At 54.1% G+C, this 21,103-nt stretch carries 17 protein-coding genes; 9 read left to right on the top strand and 8 right to left on the bottom strand.

Features of this window, described 5'->3' with window-relative positions:
• Window positions 1–6: 6 nt before the first annotated feature.
• Both ytfR and ytfQ read right to left on the bottom strand, forming a co-directional pair.
• The gene (gene ytfR / locus PYW49_RS16960) at window positions 7–1,509 is read right to left on the bottom strand and encodes a galactofuranose ABC transporter, ATP-binding protein YtfR (protein WP_320387027.1); all 1,503 of its coding nucleotides are present in this window, start codon (window positions 1,507–1,509) and stop codon (window positions 7–9) included.
• A 104-nt stretch (window positions 1,510–1,613) separates the two neighbouring features.
• Window positions 1,614–2,570, bottom strand: coding sequence for a galactofuranose ABC transporter substrate-binding protein YtfQ (ytfQ, locus tag PYW49_RS16965; protein WP_247824474.1), 957 nt, complete (start codon window positions 2,568–2,570; stop codon window positions 1,614–1,616).
• A gap of 309 nt (window positions 2,571–2,879) precedes the next feature.
• On the opposite strand from ytfQ, the gene ppa reads away from it, so the two are divergent.
• From ppa to PYW49_RS16980, 3 genes are all read left to right on the top strand, one after another.
• Entirely contained in the window at window positions 2,880–3,410 is a 531-nt protein-coding gene (ppa, locus tag PYW49_RS16970; protein WP_010427397.1) for an inorganic diphosphatase, read from the top strand.
• 222 nt (window positions 3,411–3,632) lie between these two features.
• Complete coding sequence (locus PYW49_RS16975) at window positions 3,633–4,217, top strand: hypothetical protein (RefSeq protein ID WP_134349458.1); 585 nt, start codon at window positions 3,633–3,635, stop codon at window positions 4,215–4,217.
• The gene (locus PYW49_RS16980) at window positions 4,214–4,684 is read left to right on the top strand and encodes a hypothetical protein (protein WP_320387028.1); all 471 of its coding nucleotides are present in this window, start codon (window positions 4,214–4,216) and stop codon (window positions 4,682–4,684) included. Before PYW49_RS16975 ends, PYW49_RS16980 begins: the two co-directional genes overlap by 4 nt.
• Window positions 4,685–5,000: 316 nt before the next feature.
• Here PYW49_RS16980 and PYW49_RS16985 read toward each other — a convergent pair whose 3' ends face one another.
• The 3 genes from PYW49_RS16985 to tamA are packed head-to-tail and all read right to left on the bottom strand — an operon-like array spanning window position 5,001 to window position 10,854.
• Complete coding sequence (locus tag PYW49_RS16985; RefSeq protein ID WP_024907288.1) at window positions 5,001–5,345, bottom strand: gamma-glutamylcyclotransferase family protein; 345 nt, start codon at window positions 5,343–5,345, stop codon at window positions 5,001–5,003.
• Between the two features lie 2 nt (window positions 5,346–5,347).
• Window positions 5,348–9,124: an autotransporter assembly complex protein TamB gene (tamB, locus tag PYW49_RS16990; protein ID WP_320387029.1), complete on the bottom strand. Its 3,777-nt coding sequence runs from the start codon at window positions 9,122–9,124 to the stop codon at window positions 5,348–5,350.
• The gene (tamA, locus tag PYW49_RS16995; protein WP_320387030.1) at window positions 9,121–10,854 is read right to left on the bottom strand and encodes an autotransporter assembly complex protein TamA; all 1,734 of its coding nucleotides are present in this window, start codon (window positions 10,852–10,854) and stop codon (window positions 9,121–9,123) included. The genes tamB and tamA overlap by 4 nt, the downstream gene beginning before the upstream one ends.
• Before the next feature lie 224 nt (window positions 10,855–11,078).
• On the opposite strand from tamA, the gene msrA reads away from it, so the two are divergent.
• Window positions 11,079–11,720 (top strand): peptide-methionine (S)-S-oxide reductase MsrA, encoded by a 642-nt coding sequence (msrA, locus tag PYW49_RS17000; RefSeq protein ID WP_320387031.1) that lies wholly within the window; start codon window positions 11,079–11,081, stop codon window positions 11,718–11,720.
• Here msrA and PYW49_RS17005 read toward each other — a convergent pair whose 3' ends face one another.
• Entirely contained in the window at window positions 11,721–12,779 is a 1,059-nt protein-coding gene (locus PYW49_RS17005) for a LacI family DNA-binding transcriptional regulator (protein WP_134349454.1), read from the bottom strand.
• A 192-nt stretch (window positions 12,780–12,971) separates the two neighbouring features.
• On the opposite strand from PYW49_RS17005, the gene PYW49_RS17010 reads away from it, so the two are divergent.
• The 5 genes from PYW49_RS17010 to PYW49_RS17030 all read left to right on the top strand — a co-directional run bounded on the left by PYW49_RS17010 (window position 12,972) and on the right by PYW49_RS17030 (window position 19,050).
• Complete coding sequence (locus tag PYW49_RS17010) at window positions 12,972–14,123, top strand: Gfo/Idh/MocA family protein (RefSeq protein ID WP_320387032.1); 1,152 nt, start codon at window positions 12,972–12,974, stop codon at window positions 14,121–14,123.
• 16 nt (window positions 14,124–14,139) lie between these two features.
• Window positions 14,140–15,324 carry a Gfo/Idh/MocA family protein gene (locus PYW49_RS17015; RefSeq protein WP_320387033.1) on the top strand — a complete coding sequence of 395 codons (1,185 nt, stop codon included), beginning with the start codon at window positions 14,140–14,142 and terminating at the stop codon, window positions 15,322–15,324.
• Window positions 15,321–16,388 carry a Gfo/Idh/MocA family protein gene (locus PYW49_RS17020; RefSeq protein ID WP_320387034.1) on the top strand — a complete coding sequence of 356 codons (1,068 nt, stop codon included), beginning with the start codon at window positions 15,321–15,323 and terminating at the stop codon, window positions 16,386–16,388. Before PYW49_RS17015 ends, PYW49_RS17020 begins: the two co-directional genes overlap by 4 nt.
• A gap of 12 nt (window positions 16,389–16,400) precedes the next feature.
• Window positions 16,401–17,423, top strand: coding sequence for a Gfo/Idh/MocA family protein (locus PYW49_RS17025; RefSeq protein ID WP_320387035.1), 1,023 nt, complete (start codon window positions 16,401–16,403; stop codon window positions 17,421–17,423).
• 79 nt (window positions 17,424–17,502) lie between these two features.
• On the top strand, window positions 17,503–19,050 hold the full coding sequence (locus PYW49_RS17030; RefSeq protein WP_320387036.1) for an MFS transporter: 1,548 nt from the start codon (window positions 17,503–17,505) through the stop codon (window positions 19,048–19,050).
• Between the two features lie 241 nt (window positions 19,051–19,291).
• Here PYW49_RS17030 and PYW49_RS17035 read toward each other — a convergent pair whose 3' ends face one another.
• Together PYW49_RS17035 and PYW49_RS17040 are read right to left on the bottom strand one after the other, a co-directional pair.
• On the bottom strand, window positions 19,292–19,786 hold the full coding sequence (locus PYW49_RS17035; RefSeq protein ID WP_407057615.1) for a YrhA family protein: 495 nt from the start codon (window positions 19,784–19,786) through the stop codon (window positions 19,292–19,294).
• Between the two features lie 16 nt (window positions 19,787–19,802).
• Entirely contained in the window at window positions 19,803–20,945 is a 1,143-nt protein-coding gene (locus tag PYW49_RS17040; protein WP_320387038.1) for an HNH endonuclease signature motif containing protein, read from the bottom strand.
• Window positions 20,946–21,103 lie beyond the last annotated feature (158 nt).

A 21,103-nucleotide genomic window follows, 5' to 3' on the forward strand; every position in this document is an offset into this window, starting at 1 on the left:
CACTCCTTATGCCGCGATGGCATTCATGATTGCCGGAACGGACAGCTTATCCAGCGGGATCTCTGCCACCTGTTTGCGATCGCGCATAATGATGACGCGATCGGCATAGCCCACCAGCTCTTCCAGCTCAGACGAAATGACCAGCAGCGCCAGCCCGTCCGCACACAGGGTTTCGATAAGGCGGATAATTTCGGCGTGCGCCCCCACGTCAATGCCGCGGGTCGGTTCGTCGAGGATCAGGAACTGGGGTTTGGTCAGCAGCCAGCGTGACAGCAGCACTTTCTGCTGGTTACCGCCGGAGAGAAATTCAATGGGCTGTTCCGCGCTCGGGGTGCGGATGCCGAGCTGGCGGATAAAGCGCTCGGCAATGGCGTTTTGCTCTTTGCGTGGGATCGGCCTCAGCCAGCCGCGCTGCGCCTGTAGCGCCAGAATGATGTTTTCCCGCACCGAGGCCGCGGCAATGATGCCATCCGTTTTCCTGTCTTCCGGGCAGAAGCCCACCCCCAGGCAGGAGGCCTGATGCGGCGATCGCAAGGTTTGCGGTTTGCCCTTGATCCACGCGCTGCCGCTGTCCGCAGGCTTGATCCCGAAGATCACCTCGGCAGTTTCGGTTCGCCCGGAGCCTAACAGGCCCGCCAGACCGACAATTTCACCGGGCCGCACTTCCAGGTTAAACGGCGAAATGACCCCTTTTTTGCCGTAATCGCTGAAGGCAGCGACCGGTTTATCACTCAGCAGCGTGCGGCCTGCGCGCTGAAGGGCATTGGTTTCGAGCTCGCGACCCAGCATCATTTTGACCAGCTCGATCTGCGGCAGTTCGCGGGTTTCACGGCAGCCGACAAAGCTGCCGTTGCGTAGCACCGTAATGCGATCGCTCACCTCATACACCTGATCGAGGAAGTGCGTGACGAAGATCAGGCTGACGCCCCGATCGCGCAGCTGGCGCATCAGGGTAAAGAGCATCTCCACCTCCTGGGTATCGAGGCTGGCGGTGGGCTCGTCAAGAATCAACACCTTCGCAGAGAGATCGATGGCACGACAAATCGCGACGATCTGCTGCATGGCGACGGAAAAGCGGTTCAGCGGCTCGCGGACGTCGAGGGAGAAGCCGTACGATTCCATCAGCGTTGTCGCCCGTGCCTCCATCTCTTTGCGCCGCAGCAGGCCAAAGCGGCGTGGCTCACGGCCAATAAACAGGTTATCCGCCACTGACATGTTCGGCAGCAGGTTCACTTCCTGGTATACCGTTCCGATCCCCAGCTGTTGGGCATGGGCGGTATTTTTTGGCGAAATGGCCTGGCCTTCCAGCCAGATGGTGCCGCGATCGGCGTGATAAACGCCGGTCAGCGCTTTGATCAGCGTCGATTTCCCCGCGCCGTTCTCGCCCAGCAGCGCCATGATTTCACCGCGCCGCAGGCTGAAATCAACGTTATCCAGCGCTTTTACGCCGGGAAAGAATTTACTCAAGCCCTCTGTGCGGAGGATTTCCTGATGTTGTTCAGTGGTCATGGTTTTCCCCCTGCATCAAGCCGGATGGCGCTACGCTTATCCGGCCTACAAAAGAGCGTATCGTAGGCCGGGTAAGCGCAGCGCCACCCGGCAATTTCACTGGATCAGTAGCCCATATTTTTCTTCTTCTCTAACTCTTCTTTCGCCGTATCCGGCAGGTAGAGCGTAGATTTGGTGACCGTCACCTTCTCAGGCATCGTGCCGTCTTTCTTGAATTTCTCCAGCGCATCGAATGCCGGGCCGGCCATATTTGGCGTGAGTTCCACGCTGGCGTTGGCTTCGCCGTCGATCATCGCTTTATAGATGTCAGGCACGCCGTCGATAGAGCCGGTGAGGATATCTTTGCCCGGCTTCAGGCCCGCTTCTTTAATCGCCTGAATCGCACCGATCACCATGTCATCGTTATGGGCGTAAACCATGCAGATGTTTTTGCCGTTGTTTTCAGCCTTGATGAAGCTCTCCATAACCTCTTTACCTTTACTACGGGTAAAGTCGCCGGACTGAGAGCGGATAATCTTGATGTTTGGCGCTTTCGCGATGGCCTCAGCAAAACCTTTTTTACGGTCGATGGCCACGCTCGCCCCGACGGTTCCCTGCAGCTCAACCACGTTACACGGCTTGCCATTGACCTGTTTCACCAGCCAGTCACCAATCAATTGTCCTTCAAGAACGTTATTGGCGGTGACGGTGGTCATATAGAGGGATTTGTCTTTGACGTCGATGGAACGGTCGAGCAGGAAGACCGGGATCTCAGCGTCTTTCGCTTCCTTCAGGACGGGTTCCCAGCCGGTCGCCACGACGGGTGCAATAAAGATGGCATCTACGCCCTGGGCGATAAAGGAGCGTACGGCTTTGATTTGGTTCTCTTGTTTTTGCTGACCATCGGCGATTTTCAGGGTGATGCCGCGTTTCTGGGCCTCGCTTTTCGCCACGTTGGTTTCTGCCGCTCGCCAGCCAGATTCAGAGCCGACTTGCGAAAAACCTACGGTTAAGGGAGCGGCCATCGCCATAGACGACATGGCTGCCGAAACTGCTGTGACCAGGAGTAAGCGCTTCCACATATGAACGTCCTCGTAGGGTGAGTTATTGTTGGTTAAAAGATGTTCTGCGGAATGACTATAGCCCATGAAATATGTAACGAATTGCGTTACATCACACTTCAGAAAAGTGAATAAAACGTTAATCACAAGTTTGTAATCGCTTTCATTTCGCCATGAAAAATGCGGCTGAGTTTATGGATTTTTCTGTCATGGAATCGGTCTGAAAAGTGGAGAAAGCGGGGAGAGAAAGCGAAAACAGGCGGAGACATTCAGCGCGAGTTGGCTATAATACCTGCCACTTGTTTACCATCCATTTTAAAGGACACCGACATGAGCTTACTCAACGTCCCAGCGGGTAAAGAACTGCCAGAAGACATCTACGTAGTTATCGAAATCCCGGCTAACGCAGATCCTATCAAATACGAAGTGGACAAAGAGAGCGGCGCCCTGTTCGTAGACCGTTTCATGTCTACTGCGATGTTCTATCCGTGCAACTACGGTTACATCAACCACACCCTGTCTCTGGACGGTGACCCGGTTGACGTGCTGGTCCCAACGCCATACCCACTGGAGCCAGGCTCCGTCATTCGCTGCCGTCCAGTTGGCGTGCTGAAAATGACCGACGAATCCGGTGAAGATGCGAAGCTGGTTGCGGTACCGCACACCAAGCTGAGCAAAGAATACGATCACATCAAAGATGTGAACGACCTGCCAGAACTGCTGAAAGCGCAGATCACTCACTTCTTCGAGCACTACAAAGACCTCGAAAAAGGCAAGTGGGTTAAAGTTGACGGCTGGGACAACGCAGAAGCGGCGAAAGCAGAAATCATCGCCTCTTTCGAACGCGCGGCTAAGAAGTAATTCTTACTGCCAATCGATAAAGCCCCGCTGGTCGGGGCTTTTTTATTTCTTTGGTTAAAATCGGCACAAACGGATCATTTAAGATAAATCCCATTCTTTTTGATTTGGATATTAAAAACAGAAAAGACACCCTATCATTTATGGTGGGAGTGGTTGAATAGCCTGGCTGTTCACAACATACTGTCATGATGAACATTAATCCCCACTCATTATAGGATTCTTATGTCATCCATTAACATTGATGTTGCCCGCCCAACAGGGATTTATTTTATCATTGAACGGCTTTATTCTCGCGATGGTCTTATGCCTTCTATTGGGGAAATCAGCCCCTCTATGACACAGGTGCACCGTACTGTCATTCAGCTAAAACGCAAGCAAGATATGTTTATGGATGGCGTTAAGGTTATCCCTAAAGATATTACCCTTTGGCAACAGATAAAATATATTACGGGTTCAAAAGTAACGACCAAAGATACAGATGCGTTAGTGTATACAACCGATTTTATTGGTTCTCTTGTTGCCACAACACCTTTAGGTAATATTGAGCATGAAAATATTCCTCGGTTCCTCACGACAGAGTCTATCCACTCCCTGCCGCAGGCGGTGAGTTATGGGCGAGATCCCATCCCACAAGTTCTTCTTTATGGTCGTAAGGATATTGTCTTCTTTATGGACAATGGTGGTAAAGGTACGCCAACCGCTATTGCAAAATATAACCACAATACTCGTGACCTTGCCATAATCAAAGATCAGCTAGAAGCCAGTAAAACGATGAAGGAGCTGCTATCTAAGGGAGCGAAATTATGAGTAAGAAAAACCATTTCGTGAGCCTATTCGTCCTTATTATTGCCTCCTTTATATTTGGCAGAGGTACGTATGTTGAATATCTGTCATGGTACTATGGAAGCGATAATTTAATATTCAGCGAATTAAACAGCTCCTTACTATCTAGTTTATTTAACGGGCTTTACTTCGCTCTATCAGCAAGTATTATTTATGCGTTACTCACTCTATTAAAAAGAATCCCAAGGAATATTGTCACTTCTTCTCTGCTTCAGTTCTGTATTAACATCGGGCTATATACGCTTTTTGTTGCAGTAGATAGAGGATATAGTAAATTGCATACTTTAGGCTCGGGTGCTACTGATATCACCCACAGCTATTTTTTAGGGGCGTTGCTGACGAGCACACTCCTGACCGTCGCGATCGTGAGCGTTATACATGCTAAGTTTCTTTCTTCAAAGCATAAAAATGGGCTACATAAAGGCGTTTGACTGTTACGGTAAAGACAGCAAATGGCAGTATCTCTGCATCATGACATTCCAGCTCGCCTGGTTTTTGTTTTACTTATGGATCCCTTATCGAAGCGATTATGCGATTCTGCTGTTTTTACTGTTTTTCCTGCCCGTCATTTCAAGCAATACGCGGTGCATAAACTACTATGGCCGTTCACGCGCCCTGTGTTTGTTATGGCTTATTGCCCCGTACATCATGCTGTTCGTTCCTCTGTTTTTAACCCGGGGCCGGGATACAGAAGAGAGTTGAAGGAATAAAAAAAACAACGCCACCTCACGGTGGCGTTATTTTTTTTCAGTACTGGTCTCTGTCTAACCAGTTACCGCTTACAATCCGCGTTAACCCTTCGACCGGACGCTGGTAGACGTACATCCACGCACTTCCGTACGGCGTCTGGATCAACTGGCGCGCGTATTCACCGCCCCTGGTGCGCAAGGCATCAAGTTCGGCAAGTGTCGCGTTATCAATACGATAAACCTCACCCTGTACCGTTCCCTCCCCGGGAACCGCGCCTGGATAGTGGCCCAGGCTGTACAACTGGTAGTTCTCGATATTGTAATTCCCCAGCAGCAGGGCATTGGTCATCCAGTGACTGTTGCCTTGCCTGGTTCTTAAACTGCCGTAGACAAATATTCGCATTGCTAAAACTCAAACTGATAGAGCAGATCAAGTGCCTGGTCTATGCCGGACACTGCTTCCAGATATAGCTTAGGCATCAGGCGATAGCGTAACGTGAGTGTTGCCAGTGAGTCAAAGATCCCCACACCATATTTTACCTGCAGACCCGGCAGTACATAACCGCTGACCACCACCTGCGAGGAGTCACCCACGCCCTGGGTGTCCAGCGCCAGATTACTTACGCCGAACGTCTCGCCGATTTTACCCACAACCTGCCCACTTTGTGCAACCCCCAGACCCACTAACATCGAGGTCATCGCTGCACTGTCGCTCTGACCGCTGTCCAGACCTTGTCCACGCAGCAGGTAAGAGAGTGCTTCCTGCTGCGACATCGCCGGGTCAGAGAAGATCTCCGCCTTCGGTTCGTCGGCAGAGCCGGTGACGCGTACGCCAGCAATAACGTCGTTTTCCGTCGCTTCCGGGTTACGAATCGCTTCGATGTTCAACAGGGGTTGATCCGGTGGACCGGAGAACAACAGCTCGCCTTTGCGGACAATCAGATCCTGACCATAGGCGTGGAAACGCCCTTCAGGAATATTGATTTGCCCGTTCAGGCCAAGCCCTTGTTTATCCTGCGCCACTTTCAGGTCGCCCGTAAGCCTCGCCTTCAGCCCAAACGCATCCAGCCGCACGTTATTCCCCACGTGCACGATAAGGTTACTATTAATCGGTATGCCTGCGCTCTTCTGTTCGACAGGTTTCAGATTTTCATTGAGCATAACTTCATCGCTTGAGACGCCGACCGCACTTTCCGGTACGTCGTGGACCACGATACGCGCCCACGGCACGTCGACGCGTCCGTCAAGCGTAAAGAGGCTTGGCGTGGCTTCAAAGACTACATCTGGCGAGACATCCAGGCGCACCATTGGCGGTACGGTGATGCGCACCTTACTGCCTTTCGCGGCAATACGAGCGCGCCAGTTATCGAGCTGGCTCCAGTCCGCGTCGCCGCTGAGGTTGATTTGCCCCTGTTGTGTTAATACCGAGCCGCTCAGCGTCGAGCTCATGCCGTTGAAGTTCATCGCGATCTGGCTGGGCTGCATGTCAAACGGCATGAAGTTGCCGTCGATATCTACGCCGCTGAGCCGCAACTGACCGAACAGCTGCGGGCTTTGCGCATTGCCGGCCAGGCGCAGGTTGGCGTTGAGCATACCCTCGGCTTTTTCCCCGCGCGCGAAAATCGGGTTCACCATCGCCAGGTTGAAGTTACGGATGTTGACGTTGCCGCCCAGATTACGCCGTCCCTGCGGGTCGGTAATCTGTACCTGCCCGTCCAGCTGGCCGTTGTTGGTCAGACGGATAAGCCACCCCAGCTCCGCACGGTTGTTATGCAGGTCCGCGCTCAGGTTCAGGGTGTCGAATGCCACCGGCAGCGGCGCATCGTTGACCTCCTGCGTCACCTTCACGTTACGCCCGGAAAGCGTGACGCTGCCCTGCGGCAGCCCCTCTTTAGTGGTGTCCCAGGCCACATCGGCCTTCCCGCTGAAGACGCCGCTGGCCTGCGTGGTATCCGGCATAAACGGTTTCAGCATTGCCAGATCGAAGCGATTGAGGTTGATCTGCGCGCGCCCTTCGGCACCCGCATCGATGGTCTGCGGTACGCACAGTTCCGCATTCGGGTTAGTCCAGCAGTGTGGCCCAATGCTGATCTTCTGCTCGGCGTTGCGGTAGTCCAGCGCGATGGAGCGTGACAGCGCCAGCGGCCCAACCGGGGTGTTGAAGCGGGTGTTATCCAGCGTCCCTTTCCAGCGTTCTTCTTTGCGGTCGAAGCTGCCGGTCAGGTGAAGCTGGCCGGAGACCGGCTCGCCCTGAACGCGCAGTTGCAGGTCGTGCTGCTTCTCGTTCCCTTTAGCGTCCAGAGTAACCAGGTTAATGTTGACGTCCGGCTGAGAAATACGCTCCACGCGCAGGTTCAGGTTACCACCGATCTGATCGGTGGATTTCACATCCCCTTCCACGCGGACGCGGGCAACGCTCAGTTCCTGCCAGCGCAGGTTATTGGCAGTGATATCCGCCAGCAGCTGCGGCGCGTCTACCGTGCCGCGCACTTTCACTAACCCTTTCGCCGTACCGCCAAGACCCGGCAGGGCGTTATCCAGGTTCGGGGCGTCAATGGTGGCATCCAGATTGAGATCTTTCACCCCCAGCTCGCCTTTGATATCCGCCGTATTGCGACCCAGCGCCACGTGCAGGCCCGGGATCGTCCACTGCAGATAGCTGTTGCCTTTGACCGAGCCTTCAACGTTAACCTTGTTCTGCTTCACGTTACCGGTGAGCTTAATTTCCGGCACGTCCATCTGCCATGTCCCGCCGTACAGGCTGCCGCGGGTCTTGATCAGGCCATCCAGTTTTGACGGCCAGTCCGGCACCTCTTTGGCGGTGTTAATGCCCGTCAGCTTAAGCTCACCGCGCCAGCTGATCGCCTGCTGCCAGTCGAGCAGCGCGGTCAGCTCGGTTTTACCTTCCAGCGCCGCGACGGTCAGCTTGTCGAGGTTGACCTGCTGTTCGTTGCCCTTCGCATCCAGCGTGATGTTCGCAGGCGGCACGCCCTGCCCCTTCACCGCGGTGCGGAACGAGAGCGTATAATCGGTCATCTTGCCGCTCAGCTTCAGCTTCAGGTCATCGGCCTGGAACTGCTTTTCGCCGGTGAACGGCCAGGAAAGCTGCTTGCTGACAACCTCAACATTAAGCGGCAGCCCGGCTTCCGCCAGCTGCGTTTGCGCACGCAGAACCATGTCCACCGGGCCGGAAAGATTCACGCCGACGTCCAGCTTCTCGCGCAGCGCCCCGCCCACTTTGACCTTCACCTTTTCGCCTTTCAGGGGGTCGATGTTAAGCGCGCTGTTCAGCGTGATGTCCACCGGCCAGCTGTCGCGCAGCAGGGCATTCCCTGACGCGTTAACCGAGCCCTGATTGGTGTCGATATCCAGCGCGTCGAGCTTCATGTTGCCGTCAATGCTGCTGACTTTCAGCAGCATAGTGTAGACCGTCAGATCGGTATCGCCGGTCAGACGCAGCTGCTCGCCTTTGAATTCCTCAATGTTGAGATTCAGCGGCAGATGAACGTCGGTCATCTCCGGCAGGACAGGCTTCGAGAAGAGGTCTTTCAGCGTTTCGCCCAGCGGCTTTTCTTCCGGCTGCGGGTTCTGGATCTTCGGCTCGACGATCTCTTCCTGCGCCACGTCCGCCACTTTCGGCAGCGCGATCAGTAAGCCCTGCAGCGACGTCGGCGTCAGGGTGAGGTTTTTCTCCTGCCAGCGCAGGCCGGAGGTGAAATCCATCACCGACACGGTGGTGTCGTCGATTTTGATATTAACGTTATCCAGCGCCACGCGATAAAGCGCAATCGGGTACGGGGTGGAGAGATTCAGCGGGCCGCTGTCCTCTTCCTCAACCGGCGCAGACTTCGGCATTTTTTTCGAATCTATCGCCACGTTGACATCTTTTAGCGACAGATCGTTAACGCAGAGCTTACTGTCGCGCAGGCAGCCCAGCTTCACCGCGAGGTGGAATTCGCCGGCGTTTACCGCCACGCCCGGCTGTTCATAGCGGATGTTTTTCAGACGCAGGTCGCGCCAGCCACCGGTGACCTGGCCGATTTCCAGCCCGGGCACCCAGCGGTTCGCGGCGTTAAACAGCAGATGCAGCCCGGTCGTCGTTCCCACCAGAAACGCCACCGTACCGAGCAGCAGCACGATAAAAATCACCACACCGAGGCTTATCTTCTTCCATAAACTCATAATTCAGGCCCCAGACCGATGTAAAACTGTAATCCGTGTTCTTCTTTGTCGCCCACCGGAACGGCGAAATCGAGCTTGATGGGCCCGACGGGTGACTGCCAGCGCACGCCTACGCCCGCGCCGGTTTTGAAATCGCTGCGGCGGATATCGTTCACCGCTTCACCGCCGTCAACGAACATGGCGCCCCACCACTTTCCGCTGACGTTGTACTGATACTCCAGCGAGCCGGTCGCCAGTTTTGACGCCCCGGTCAGCTGACCTTTTTCGTTTTCCGGTGAGATCGATTTGTACTTATACCCACGAATGCTGCGGTCGCCCCCGGCGAAGAAGCGCAGGTCCGGCGGAACGCGCTCGAAGTCTCCCGTTTCAATCCAGCCGAGATTACCGCGCATCACAAAGCGGTGTTTGTCGTACAGCGTGCGGATCCAGACGTTTTGCGCCTGAAAGACGGAGAAGTCTACGTCGGAGCCCCAGGCGGTGTTGGAATAATCGATGGAGTAGCGCTGTGAATCGCCCCAGGTCGGCATCAGGCCCCCGCGCGAGCGGGTGCGGCTGATCATCACGCCCGGATAAAGCAGCATGGTGGTATTGGTGACGTTGGCCTGGGTAAAGTGGTCAAGGCTCCAGCGCAGGTTAATGGCGCGCTGCCAGCCGCTGGAAAGCTCCCAGTAGCGGGAGACTGCAAACGTCGTCGTGTCCTGCTCGGTATCGTTCAAATCGGTGCGCTTAAAGCCGCCCTGCAGAAGGTAATACTGCTCAAGCGGATTTTTCAGCAGCGGCATTTTGTAGCTGAAATCCAGCTGCTGCTCGGGCGCAGAGAGGCTCAGGCTGGTAGTCAGGCTGTGGCCGTAGGAGTTCATCCACGGTTTTTTCCACGAGGTTTTCACGCGAGGGCCAACGTCCGTCGAATAGCCCACACCGGTCTCAATGGTGTTCTCGGTGCGCGGCGAGACAACGCCGTGCAGCGGCAACACCTTGGTTTTGCGAGACTTATCAAATTCCGGTGCGACAATCACGGAGTTAAACCAGCCGGTGGCGGAGAGGCGTCGGTTCAGCTCTCCCAGGTCGCTCGACTGGTAGTAATCCCCTTTTTTGAAGGGCACGAGGTTTTGCAGGTACTCTTCACGAATTTGCGACCCTTCAAACGTCACGTCGCCAAAACGATAGCGCTCCCCGCTGTCGTAGTCGATATCCCAGAAGGCCTGACGCCGTTCCAGCGACACCCCAAGCTGGCTTTTGTTGAACTGGCTGTCGAAGTAGCCCTTACGCAGCGCGACGCTGGTTAAGGATTTTTTAAAATGATCGTAATCGCCATGATTCAGAACGGTGCCAATTTTTGGACGTGTACTCAGCAGATCGAGGTAATCCCGATCCGTGCGCGCACCGCCGCGCAGCACCACGTTAGTGCCGCCAATCAAGACCGGCTCGCCCGGCGAAACGCGGGCAATAAGCACCTGACGCCCCTTCTTTGGCGGCGGACGGAGGTCAAAATCAATGGTGGGTTCGTAATAACCCAGCGCTTTCAGCCCTTCGCGGATGGCATCATCCACGCGCGCGCGAAAACGCCGGTCCGGCGTCACCTCATCACTCTGGATGGTCGATAACTGCGCACGCACGTTTTTTTGTAGCGCCCCGGATAACCCCTCAACCTGCAAACGGACATTCGCCGCGCTGGCAATCCCGCTTGTCAGCAACACACTGACTAAACATAACTGGCGGATTTTTGTCACGTTTTCTCCTGAATATCCCTGTTTCCACCCTGGAAGCAAATGAAGTGCCGCTCCGCGACAAAATACGGCCTGTTGGCCAAAAACCCAAATCACGGGTTGAAAACGGGTGTAACACCCAAATATTTCTTATGATTAAATCTAGACTCATTCAGCGCATTTATTGTGTTCAATTAAACGCTTCGTGACAACCTTAACTGAAACATCGCACCCCGGGAGGCCCCATCGTGAGTTTATTCGACAAAAAGCATCTGGTTTCACAAGCCGATGCATTACCGGGACGCAACACCCCTATGCCTGTGGCGACCTTACACGCCGTCAATAACCATTCAATGACCAACGTTCCAGAAGGTATGGAAACCGCCCTGTTCGCGATGGGCTGCTTCTGGGGGGTTGAACGCCTTTTCTGGCAACTGCCCGGCGTTTACAGCACGGCAGCCGGCTACACGGGCGGTTACACGCCTAATCCAACCTACCGCGAAGTCTGCTCCGGCGAAACCGGCCATGCGGAAGCGGTTCGCGTGGTTTATGACCCTGCGGTGATTAGCTACGAGCAACTCCTGCAGGTCTTCTGGGAAAACCACGACCCGGCGCAGGGCATGCGTCAGGGCAACGACCATGGCACACAGTACCGCTCAGCGATTTATCCGCTCACACCGGAGCAGGATGCTGCCGCGCGCGCCAGCCTTGAGCGTTTCCAGCAGGCCATGCGTGAAGCTGGCGATACGCGTGAGGTGACTACGGAAATCGCGACCGCGAAACCGTTCTACTATGCCGAGGACGATCACCAGCAGTATCTGCATAAAAACCCCTATGGCTACTGCGGTATCGGGGGCATCGGCGTCTGCCTGCCGCCACAGCTGGCGTAATTACCGATCCAGCGCCACGCGAGCCGCATGGCGCGTGGCGTTACTGACCGAGCCGTAGTCCATCACTTTGCCCTGCAGCAGCAGGTTAAAGACCGGTGCCTGTGGCCGGTTGAGCCGCGTTTGCAGCAGGTGAACGGCCTCAATCCCCAGTTCACGGCAGGGCACCGTAACGCCCGTGACCGGTCTTTCCAGGCGGTGCGCTAAATTCCAGGCAAAATCGGTTGTGATGAGCGAAATGTCTTCCGGAATGCGCAGCCCGTGGCGCGTTAACGCCCTGACCACGCCTTCCGTCATGCTGGTACTGTTCGGGAAAATCACCTCCGGCCACTGGGATCTGTCATGACTCAATAGCCACGCATCCAGCGCCCGCTCGGCCTCTTCTGCTGTAAACCACTCCGTCACGAGCAAATCGCGCTGGGGATCAAAGGCAACGTGAAAATGGCGGTATGCCTCCTTTATGCCGTCCAGACGCGCGTAGAGCGTATCCCGGCGCAGGCAGGTGAGCGTGAGCACCCGGCGATGCCCCTGCTCAAAAAGGTACTGCATGGCGGTGAAACCAATCGCCCGGTGGTCGGGTGACACGGAATCCAGCACCCGATCCCGGTCAACGGAGTTAATCAATACGCAGGGCTTATTCAGCGTGCTTGCCAGTTTAAATATGGTGGAATCATCCGTCCCAATAATAATTATCGCGTTGATATTCTTATGACTGGCCTTTTCCATAAATAATTTCACATCGGCGTGCTGTTCTTCTAACCCACAGCAGCTGACCCACACGTTGTGCGGCGCGCAAGCTTCCGCAATGCCTTTCGTCACTTCCAGATAAAAAATGTCCCCACGTCCCTGAAAGGTTCTTTCCGGAGCAAAGACCGCAATGCCGTTAATCAGCAGCCGACCGCTTGCCATCGACTCAAGTACGCCCAGCTTTCGCGCGGTACGCACAATCGCTTCTCTCGCTTTCTCGCTGGTGTACGACTTGCCGCTCAGGACCCGCGAAACGGTGCTGACGGAATAGCCCGTGAGCGCCGCGATCTCCTCCATTTTTAACCTTCCCGACATAGTGTGACCTCGCTCTCAATCAGTTTTTGCAAATATTTGCAGAAACAGCACGTTGATTTTAAAACCAAATTTCACAAAGCCTGGAGATTACTTAACCACCCTGCGAGTATTCTCACAAAAACACATTGTCGCTGCGGCTCCCCTTTCCTATTTTCCGGTCATCACTCATTTCAACTGAAATTAAGGTGTGACATGGAGAAGGTACGTTTTGGCATTATTGGAATAGGTAATATCGGTACGGTCCACGCGCGTTATTTACTGGCGGGGACAGTCAGCGACGCCTGCCTTACCGCCGTTTGCGATAATGCGCCGGAAAAACATCCGGCCATTCGCCAGTTGGTCGGCACCCTCCCCCTCTTCAGTGACGCGCAGGAGATGCTCCAGAGCGGGCTTATCGACGCGGTGATTGTCGCGACGCCGCACTACGACCACCCGCGCCTGTCGATGCTGGCAATGCGCCACGGCATCCATACCCTGTGTGAAAAACCGGCTGGCGTATATACCGCCCAGGTTCAGGAGATGAACGCCTGCGCCCAGGAGTGCGATGTGGTGTTCGGCATCATGTACAACCAGCGCCCGAACCCGCTCTACCAGAAGGTGAAAGATCTGATCGACAGCGGCGAGCTGGGCGAGATCCGCCGCTCCAACTGGATCATCACCAACTGGTATCGCTCGCAGAGCTACTACAACTCCGGCGGCTGGCGCGCCACCTGGAAAGGGGAAGGCGGCGGCGTACTGCTCAACCAGGACCCGCATCAGCTCGATCTCTGGCAGTGGCTGGTCGGCATGCCGGTTCGTCTGCGCGCGTTTTGCCAGTTCGGTAAGCATCGAGATATCGAAGTGGAAGACGAGGTCACCGCCTATGCCGAGTATGCCAACGGTGCGACGGGCGTGTTTATCACTACCGTGGCGGAAACGCCGGGAACCAACCGGCTGGAAATCGTCGGCGATCGCGGCAAGGTGGTCGTCGAAGAGGGGAAACTGCGCTACTGGCGACTGCGTGAGTCCGAAACCGTCTTCAACGCCCGCTGGCAAAACGGTTTTGGTGAACCTGAATGCTGGGAGGTCACGCTTCCCGTCGCCGCGGAGTACAGCGAACACCACGTTATTATCGCCAATTTCTGTGCCGCCATCCTGCGCGGCGAGCCGCTTATTGCGCCCGGCCAGGAAGGGATCCGCGGGTTGACGCTCTCCAACGCCATGCACCTCTCCACCTGGACCGACGACTGGGTCGAACTCCCGCTCAACGAGAAACAGTATCTGCGCCTGCTTCAGCAGCGCATCAGCACCTCAGTGGCTAAAGAGACAACCAGCGTCACGCTGGATGCCTCCGGCACCTGGTAACTCCGGAGAAGAAACGATGTTAAATGTCGCTATCGTGGGAACAGGGAATATCTCGCATAACCATATTCAGGGCTATTTGCAGTTTGGCCAGCGCTGCCGGATCGTCGCGCTGGTGGATATCTACCCGGAAAAAGCCCACGAGAAAAAAACGCGCTACGGCCTGACGGACGCCCGCGTGTACGAAAGCCACCAGCAGATGCTGGCGTCAGAGCCGGGTATCGACATCGTCGACGTCTGTACGCCGCCCTACGTTCATGCAGAGATAAGCATTGATGCCCTCAATGCCGGTTGCCATGTGCTGTGCGAAAAGCCGATGGCCGCCTCGCTGGAGGAGTGCGACGCCATGCTCGCCGCAGAGAAGGCCAGCGGCAAAACGCTCGCCATCATTGCCCAAAACCGCTTTACCGATGCCTTCTGGCGTTTAAAAGCGGCGCTGGATTCAGGTCTGGCTGGCAAGGTCTGCCATGCCCAGGTGGATTCGTTCTGGTGGCGAGGACACTGCTACTACGACCTGTGGTGGCGCGGTACCTGGGAAAAAGAGGGCGGCGGCTGCACGCTTAACCACGCGGTTCACCACATCGACGCCATTCAGTGGATGCTGGGCTTCCCGTCCGAGGTGGTGGCGATGATGACCAACGTGGCGCACGACAATGCCGAGGTGGAAGACCTCAGCGCCGCGATATTTAAATACCCCAACGGCGCGATCACCCAGCTTACCGCCTCGGTCGTGCACCACGGGGAAGATCAGAAAATCATTATCCAGGGTGACAAGGCGCGCATTTCCGCCCCGTGGCAGGCCTTTGCCAGCGTCAGCGCCGATAACGGCTTCCCGCAGGAAACCAACGACCAGCAGAGAGAAACACAGCTCAACGCCGTTTTTCAGGAGACGCCGAAGCTCGAATGGACGCTGCACACCGGGCAAATTAACGACCTGCTTTATGCCATCGAGCACGGCACGACGTCGTTAGTGGATGGCCTGCAGGGCAAACGCTCCCTGGAGCTAATTACCGCGATTTATAAATCCGCCATTACCCGCACGGTGGTCTCGCTGCCGATTCAGCGCGATGACCCGTTTTACCGCACCGGCGGGACGAACGCTCTCGCCCCCCGTTTTTATGAAAAATCCGCAAGCGTCGCCAACTTCAGCGAAGTCGGTGCGATTCCCCTCGGCAAAGATCTGGATGAAGGAGTGACACCATGAACAAAAATGACGGTATGAACTACGCGCCGGTCGGTAAACCACAGCCGGTAGTGAAGGAAGGCGAATTTGTCTTTGCCGCCGCCGCGCTCGACCACGGCCATATCTACGGCATGAGTAACGGCCTGATTGAAGCTGGCGCCACGCTCAAATGGGTGTACGACCCTGACCCGGCAAAAGTGGATAAATTCATCCAGCAGTATCCGCAGGCCAGGGTTGCAGAATCCCTGGATGTGATACTCGCCGACGACGAAGTGCGGCTGGTGGCAGGGGCCGCTATTCCCTCCGAGCGCTGCGCGCTTGGGCTGAAAGCGATGGCCGCCGGCAAGGACTACTTCACGGATAAAGCGCCGCTCACCACCCTTGAGCAGCTGGAAGATGCCAAAGCGATGGTGGAAAAAACGGGCCGGAAATACGCCGTGTACTACAGCGAGCGCCTGCACGTTGAGAGCGCGGTCTTTGCCGGACAGATGGTGCAGCAAGGGGCCATTGGCCGCGTCGTACAAACGCTGGGGACTGGCCCGCATCGGGAAGGGACCGGCCGCCCGGACTGGTTCTACGATCGACGCTATTTCGGCGGCATTCTGTGCGATATCGGCAGCCACCAGATTGAGCAGTTCCTTTTTTACACCGGCAACAGTAACGCTACCGTGGTTACCAGCCAGGCACGCAATTTCAACCATCCGCAGTATCCGGCATTTGAAGATTTCGGCGACGCGACAATCAGAGGCGAAAACGGTGCCAGCGGCTATTTCCGCTGCGACTGGTTTACCCCTGACGGACTCTCTACCTGGGGCGATGGCCGTCTGACGCTGCTTGGTACCGAAGGCTATATCGAGATCCGCAAATATGTCGATCTCACCCGCGGCGAGCAGGACGTGGTGTATCTCGTGAATAAAGAAGGAGAATTCCGTTATCCGGTCGCCGGACAGGTGGGGTTCCCGTTCTTTGGCGAACTGATCCTCGACTGTCTGCATCGCACTGAAAACGCCATGACCCAGGCACACGCCTTCAGGGCGGCGGAGCTCTGCGTGAAGGCTCAGATGCTGGCCAACGCGACGGAATAACGGGAGGCGACGATGACGATCCTGAACTCGGCGATTATCGGTGCAGGGGCGATTCACGGCTGCCATGTGAACGCGCTGCGCCTGCTCCCCAACGTTGCGCTGCGCGCGCTGGTAGATATCGACAGCGTCAAAGGGCTGAAGCTGGCAATGGGCTACCAGTGCCGCTTTTATCAGGATTACCGGGAAATGCTGCTGGATGACGCCATCGACGTGGTTCATATCTGCACGCCGCATGTTGAGCATAAAAGCATGATTCTGGCGGCGCTCGCCGCCGGGAAGCATGTTTTCTGCGAAAAACCGGTGGGCATGAACAGCAGCGAACTCGTGGATATCACCCGCGCCGCTGAACGGGCACCGGGCCTGCTCGGCGTGTGCTATCAGAACCGGCTCAACCCCACCAGCCTGCGCATTCGCCAGACGCTGGACGACGGCGAGCTGGGGAATATGCTCAGCATCAAAGCGGTGCTGACGTGGTCACGCTCGGGTGCGTACTACACCGAAAGCCCGTGGCGTGGGCGGCTGGCAACGGAAGGCGGGAGCCTGCTCATCAACCAGGCCATTCATACCCTCGACCTGATGCAGTGGTTCGCCGGCGGCGTGACGCGTGTGAAAGGCGTTGTTGATAGCGGTGAGCTGGCGGACGTGACCGAAGGCGAAGACAGCGCGATGGCGACGCTGCATTTTGTCAACGGCGCGCGCGGGCTGTTTTACGCCAGCAACTGCAACACCACCGATTCCCCGCTCCTGATGGAGATCCACTGCGAGCGGGGCTCGCTGCTGCTGAACGACAATGTGCTCTGGCGCGTGACGCCGGACGAACGCGTAAGGCTGGCGACCGACGACTCGCCTGACGGCTCGGTCAAAAGCTACTGGGGGCTGGGACATGAGCAGGCGATCCGCCGTTTTTATCACGCTATCACCCACCCGGGAAACACGGGCTACACCGACATCCGTGAAGCCGGAAAATCACTCACCCTTGTGGAGGCTATTTATCGCTCATCTCAATTAAGACAATGGATAGAAATCAATAATTAGAACGTAATTTGTATTCCAGCAGTAAATAAAAAACGACCCGGAAATACGGGTTAATCATTACCCTACACTGGAAATTATTATGGTCAAACCAACTGAACGTAGAGTGGGTTATGGCGTGGCGCTTGGCTACGGCGTAACCGATCTGTTTGGCGGGGGTGCGTTTACTATTATCGGCACCTGGCTGCTCTTTTTTTACACCACCTATTGCGGACTCTCGGTGATTGAAGCGGGCTCTATATTTGCCATTGCCCGCGTAATTGATGCGCTATTAAGCCCGATTATGGGATATATCACCGATAATTTCGGCGATACCTGGCTTGGGCGTAAATTTGGCCGTCGCCGCTTCTTTTTATTGCTCAGTTCCCCGTTAATGTTTTTGTATGCCCTGCTGTGGCTGACGGACATGGGCTACTGGTATTACCTGGGCACCTACCTCTCGATTGAATTGCTGTCGGCGATGGTGCTGGTGCCCTGGGAGACCCTGGCGGCTGAGATGACAAACCGGTATGAAGAGCGTAGCCGTCTTTCCGGCGTGCGCATGATCTGCTCCCAGCTGGGCGGTTTTCTTGCGGTTTCCGTTCCGGGCGTGATTATGCAGTTCACCGGTAAAGATAACCCGTTTACCTATATCCTCACCGGGTTGATATTCTCCTGCGTATTCTGCCTTGCGGTATTTATTACCTGGTACACCACCTGGGAAGCGAAGGATGTACAACAGGAGTCCACGTTTAAAGTAGAGAATCATCGCAGCAGCGGGATACTCAATCACCTGAAATATCTGGTGCTGGATCTCTTTTCCTCCTTCCGTATTCGCGCGTTCCGCCTGCACATTATTATTTATATTTTTTCGTTTACGGCGATGGACGTCTTCGGGTCGGTCTTTACTTATTATGTCGTTTATTGCCTGAGCCAGGATGCGGCTGCCGTGTCGGGTTGGCTAAGCATTGCGGCTTTCGCCTCGGTACCCGGCACGTATGGATTTATGCTGCTGTTGAACCGTCTGAACATGACGCCGTCTGCCGCCCTGCGTCTTTCCTACAGCTGTATTTTCCTGGTACTGGCCTTCCTGTTTACGGTCTACCTGACCAAAACCCAGGTACCGACGCTGCTGTTCTCGGCGGTCTTTATCCTGCTCGGCGCCGCCCGCTCTGGTCTCTATTACATACCGTGGAACATCTACAGCTTCATTCCGGATATTGACGAAATGGTGACCCAGCAGCGCCGCGAAGGTATTTTTGCCGGCGTGATGGTCCTGACCCGCAAAAGCACCGTGGCGATTGCGATCATGATTATTGGCCTGGTGCTGCAGGAGTCCGGCTTTGTGAAGGGCAGCGGCGCGCAGCCTGAAAGCGCGCTCGGGGCGATTATAGGCCTGATGATTTTCGCGACGGCAGCCCTGCTGGCGGTAAGCTTCCTCACTACCTACAAATTTAAGCTCACCCGCGAGACGCATAAGCTGCTCCTTAAGGAGATTGCACGCCGTAAGCTGGGCGGTGATTACCGCGACTGCGACGCGAGGACCCGCGTGGTGATCAAACAGCTCACAGGCTATGAGTATGACCAGGTCTGGGGAGGCGATGCCGCACGACGGGCGGAAGGAAACGCCCGTTTATCCACCGCGAAATAACCCCTCGTCCCGGACAGCGCCATGCTGTCCGGTCTGTTTTATGCCAAAAATGTGAATGGCACTATTATGCGGGATACTTACAGGCGGACTGGGTTTCGATTATTTTTCGAACTAAAGGTTGGTAACTTTATCGAGATTAAAAAAAACAGCATTAAATCAATGATATACTTATGAATCTAAATCCCTAAAACTACCTGTAAGGTTAGGCCTATAAGTGGATTTAGATTCACTGAAATAATGTTTATTTTACGGAGTCAAGTATTTCACTTAAAAAGTCATTGAAATTATCAAAGGAACCATATATCGACTCTGTAGAGGCATTGTCACGAATTTGAAATAAATTCATTTTTGTATCATAAGTAAACAATGACATTCCATCCTCCCCAATAACTAATCGCCCTTGTAATTCGGAATCTAAATAATCATTATTGCGATAAAACTCATTCATAATGAACAAGTTTTTAACTATTGGTTCTGGAATTGATAAACTGAACATTATCAGCCCGTTATACTCAAATCCATCCATTGTTTCGATGAATGTAGTATAATCAGGTTGATTAACTAAAAGAAGACAAGTTTCATTTCCGATTTGGTCCAGTATTGGTGATGCGGTTTTTCTGCGTCCTTTTGTTAGACTGTCAAGAAATGATGCGTTAATAGGTTTCTCGATTGGGTACTCTAAATCGGTCATCATTTTTCTTAATTCGATTAGCATATCTGTTACATTTGATTTCATTTTCATACCCATCAAATTATTTAAGCGGATAAATCGAGCCAGTAGGCATAACCCATGGAGTTACTTTGCTCTCTCCCGGAAGCATACCTCTTGTCGATGTTCTCTGCATATTTGTTAACACCTTATGAAACGGTTCTTTTTCAATCAATGAAAGGTTTTCAAAGGCATTTTTGCCACCATCATCCAATGGTAGTTTATGATGAACTTCCCAGCCATCTGGTACTGTACCCTTACTCATTTTAAACAAATCCGAAGGTTCGAAGACGTTAGCTGCATCTGAGGAATTGGATAATTGATTAAGGAATTTACTCCTCACTGTATTATTAAATTCTTTTCTCAGTAACATAGTTTCAGAGGGATCTCGTTTTATGTAGTTTATTTCTTTTACTTCTATATTATCTAATAGTTTTGTTTCTCCCCTTACTTTGCCCAAGTAACTATACACTTCGTCAAAAGACTCACTATTAGGTCGTTTCGCTAACAGAATTGAAGCCGCAACAATAGCTGTACCAGCCGTTTGTTCATTTAGTACTTGTTCATACCCCTTAACAGCATCTCCACCTAACTGCTCAGCTGTTTTCCTGAAGCCCTCAACGTTACCATTGTAGACACCGCCAGCAGCCAGTAAACGACCTGCGGCCTTGCTGTTAATTGTCTGGTATGACGGCTCAGAAGCTGATGCTAATGTTCCACCTGAGAAAGATAATGCAAACGAAGTTGGGCGGGGCTTTCCTGTACGGTGGTACCTGCATCCGACAGAATTCCTGTACTCTCGCAGGATCTGTTCAGCCCCGTTCATTTCAAACACATGGTAATTCTTACAGATAAGCTGCCCTTCTTCATCGATATAGAAAAGCTCTCCAGGGGAACCGTAACGGTTTAACATCACAACTTCACCTCTGAAGACCAGGTATCTCAGCCGTCTTTCTGTGTTGAATCCATTAGAATGATTGTTCTGATAAGCGTAGCTACGCGAATATGATGGTCGTGGCCTGAGCCCTTCAACGTGATAATGATCGCGATATCTGTCATCAAACTCATACTCCTGGCTGATGTAATCCCATGTGACAGAAGGGCGAGTTATCAATTCATACTTTTCTGGTTCAAGGTTATCCCTTGATAGGTAGAACAAGTTAAATCCCGGTAAGCTAAAACTCATAACCAACTCCATTTGGTAACGATCTGCGCATTTTATAACCGCATCCTCTTGAAAAAAAATGATTGTTTTGCCCTGCTCCTCATGGATTTTCCCAATAGTTGAGAGTGTCTTATAAAGGCTCCTGTAGGCTTTATGGCACGTCACTGAGCCCAGTTTTA

The sequence above is a fragment of the Enterobacter chinensis genome, from assembly GCF_034008295.1.
In the GTDB taxonomy this organism is placed as follows: domain Bacteria; phylum Pseudomonadota; class Gammaproteobacteria; order Enterobacterales; family Enterobacteriaceae; genus Enterobacter; species Enterobacter chinensis.

Coding starts and splice junctions, on each gene's coding strand:
- PYW49_RS17030 (WP_320387036.1), top strand. CDS start 17,503: ATGGTCAAACCAACTGAACGTAGAGTGGGTTATGGCGTGGCGCTTGGC.
- PYW49_RS17035 (WP_407057615.1), bottom strand. CDS start 19,786: ATGAAATCAAATGTAACAGATATGCTAATCGAATTAAGAAAAATGATG.
- PYW49_RS17015 (WP_320387033.1), top strand. CDS start 14,140: ATGTTAAATGTCGCTATCGTGGGAACAGGGAATATCTCGCATAACCAT.
- PYW49_RS17010 (WP_320387032.1), top strand. CDS start 12,972: ATGGAGAAGGTACGTTTTGGCATTATTGGAATAGGTAATATCGGTACG.
- PYW49_RS17005 (WP_134349454.1), bottom strand. CDS start 12,779: ATGTCGGGAAGGTTAAAAATGGAGGAGATCGCGGCGCTCACGGGCTAT.
- PYW49_RS17020 (WP_320387034.1), top strand. CDS start 15,321: ATGAACAAAAATGACGGTATGAACTACGCGCCGGTCGGTAAACCACAG.
- tamB (WP_320387029.1), bottom strand. CDS start 9,124: ATGAGTTTATGGAAGAAGATAAGCCTCGGTGTGGTGATTTTTATCGTG.
- ytfQ (WP_247824474.1), bottom strand. CDS start 2,570: ATGTGGAAGCGCTTACTCCTGGTCACAGCAGTTTCGGCAGCCATGTCG.
- ytfR (WP_320387027.1), bottom strand. CDS start 1,509: ATGACCACTGAACAACATCAGGAAATCCTCCGCACAGAGGGCTTGAGT.
- PYW49_RS16975 (WP_134349458.1), top strand. CDS start 3,633: ATGTCATCCATTAACATTGATGTTGCCCGCCCAACAGGGATTTATTTT.
- PYW49_RS16985 (WP_024907288.1), bottom strand. CDS start 5,345: ATGCGAATATTTGTCTACGGCAGTTTAAGAACCAGGCAAGGCAACAGT.
- PYW49_RS17040 (WP_320387038.1), bottom strand. CDS start 20,945: ATGAGTTTTAGCTTACCGGGATTTAACTTGTTCTACCTATCAAGGGAT.
- PYW49_RS17025 (WP_320387035.1), top strand. CDS start 16,401: ATGACGATCCTGAACTCGGCGATTATCGGTGCAGGGGCGATTCACGGC.
- ppa (WP_010427397.1), top strand. CDS start 2,880: ATGAGCTTACTCAACGTCCCAGCGGGTAAAGAACTGCCAGAAGACATC.
- PYW49_RS16980 (WP_320387028.1), top strand. CDS start 4,214: ATGAGTAAGAAAAACCATTTCGTGAGCCTATTCGTCCTTATTATTGCC.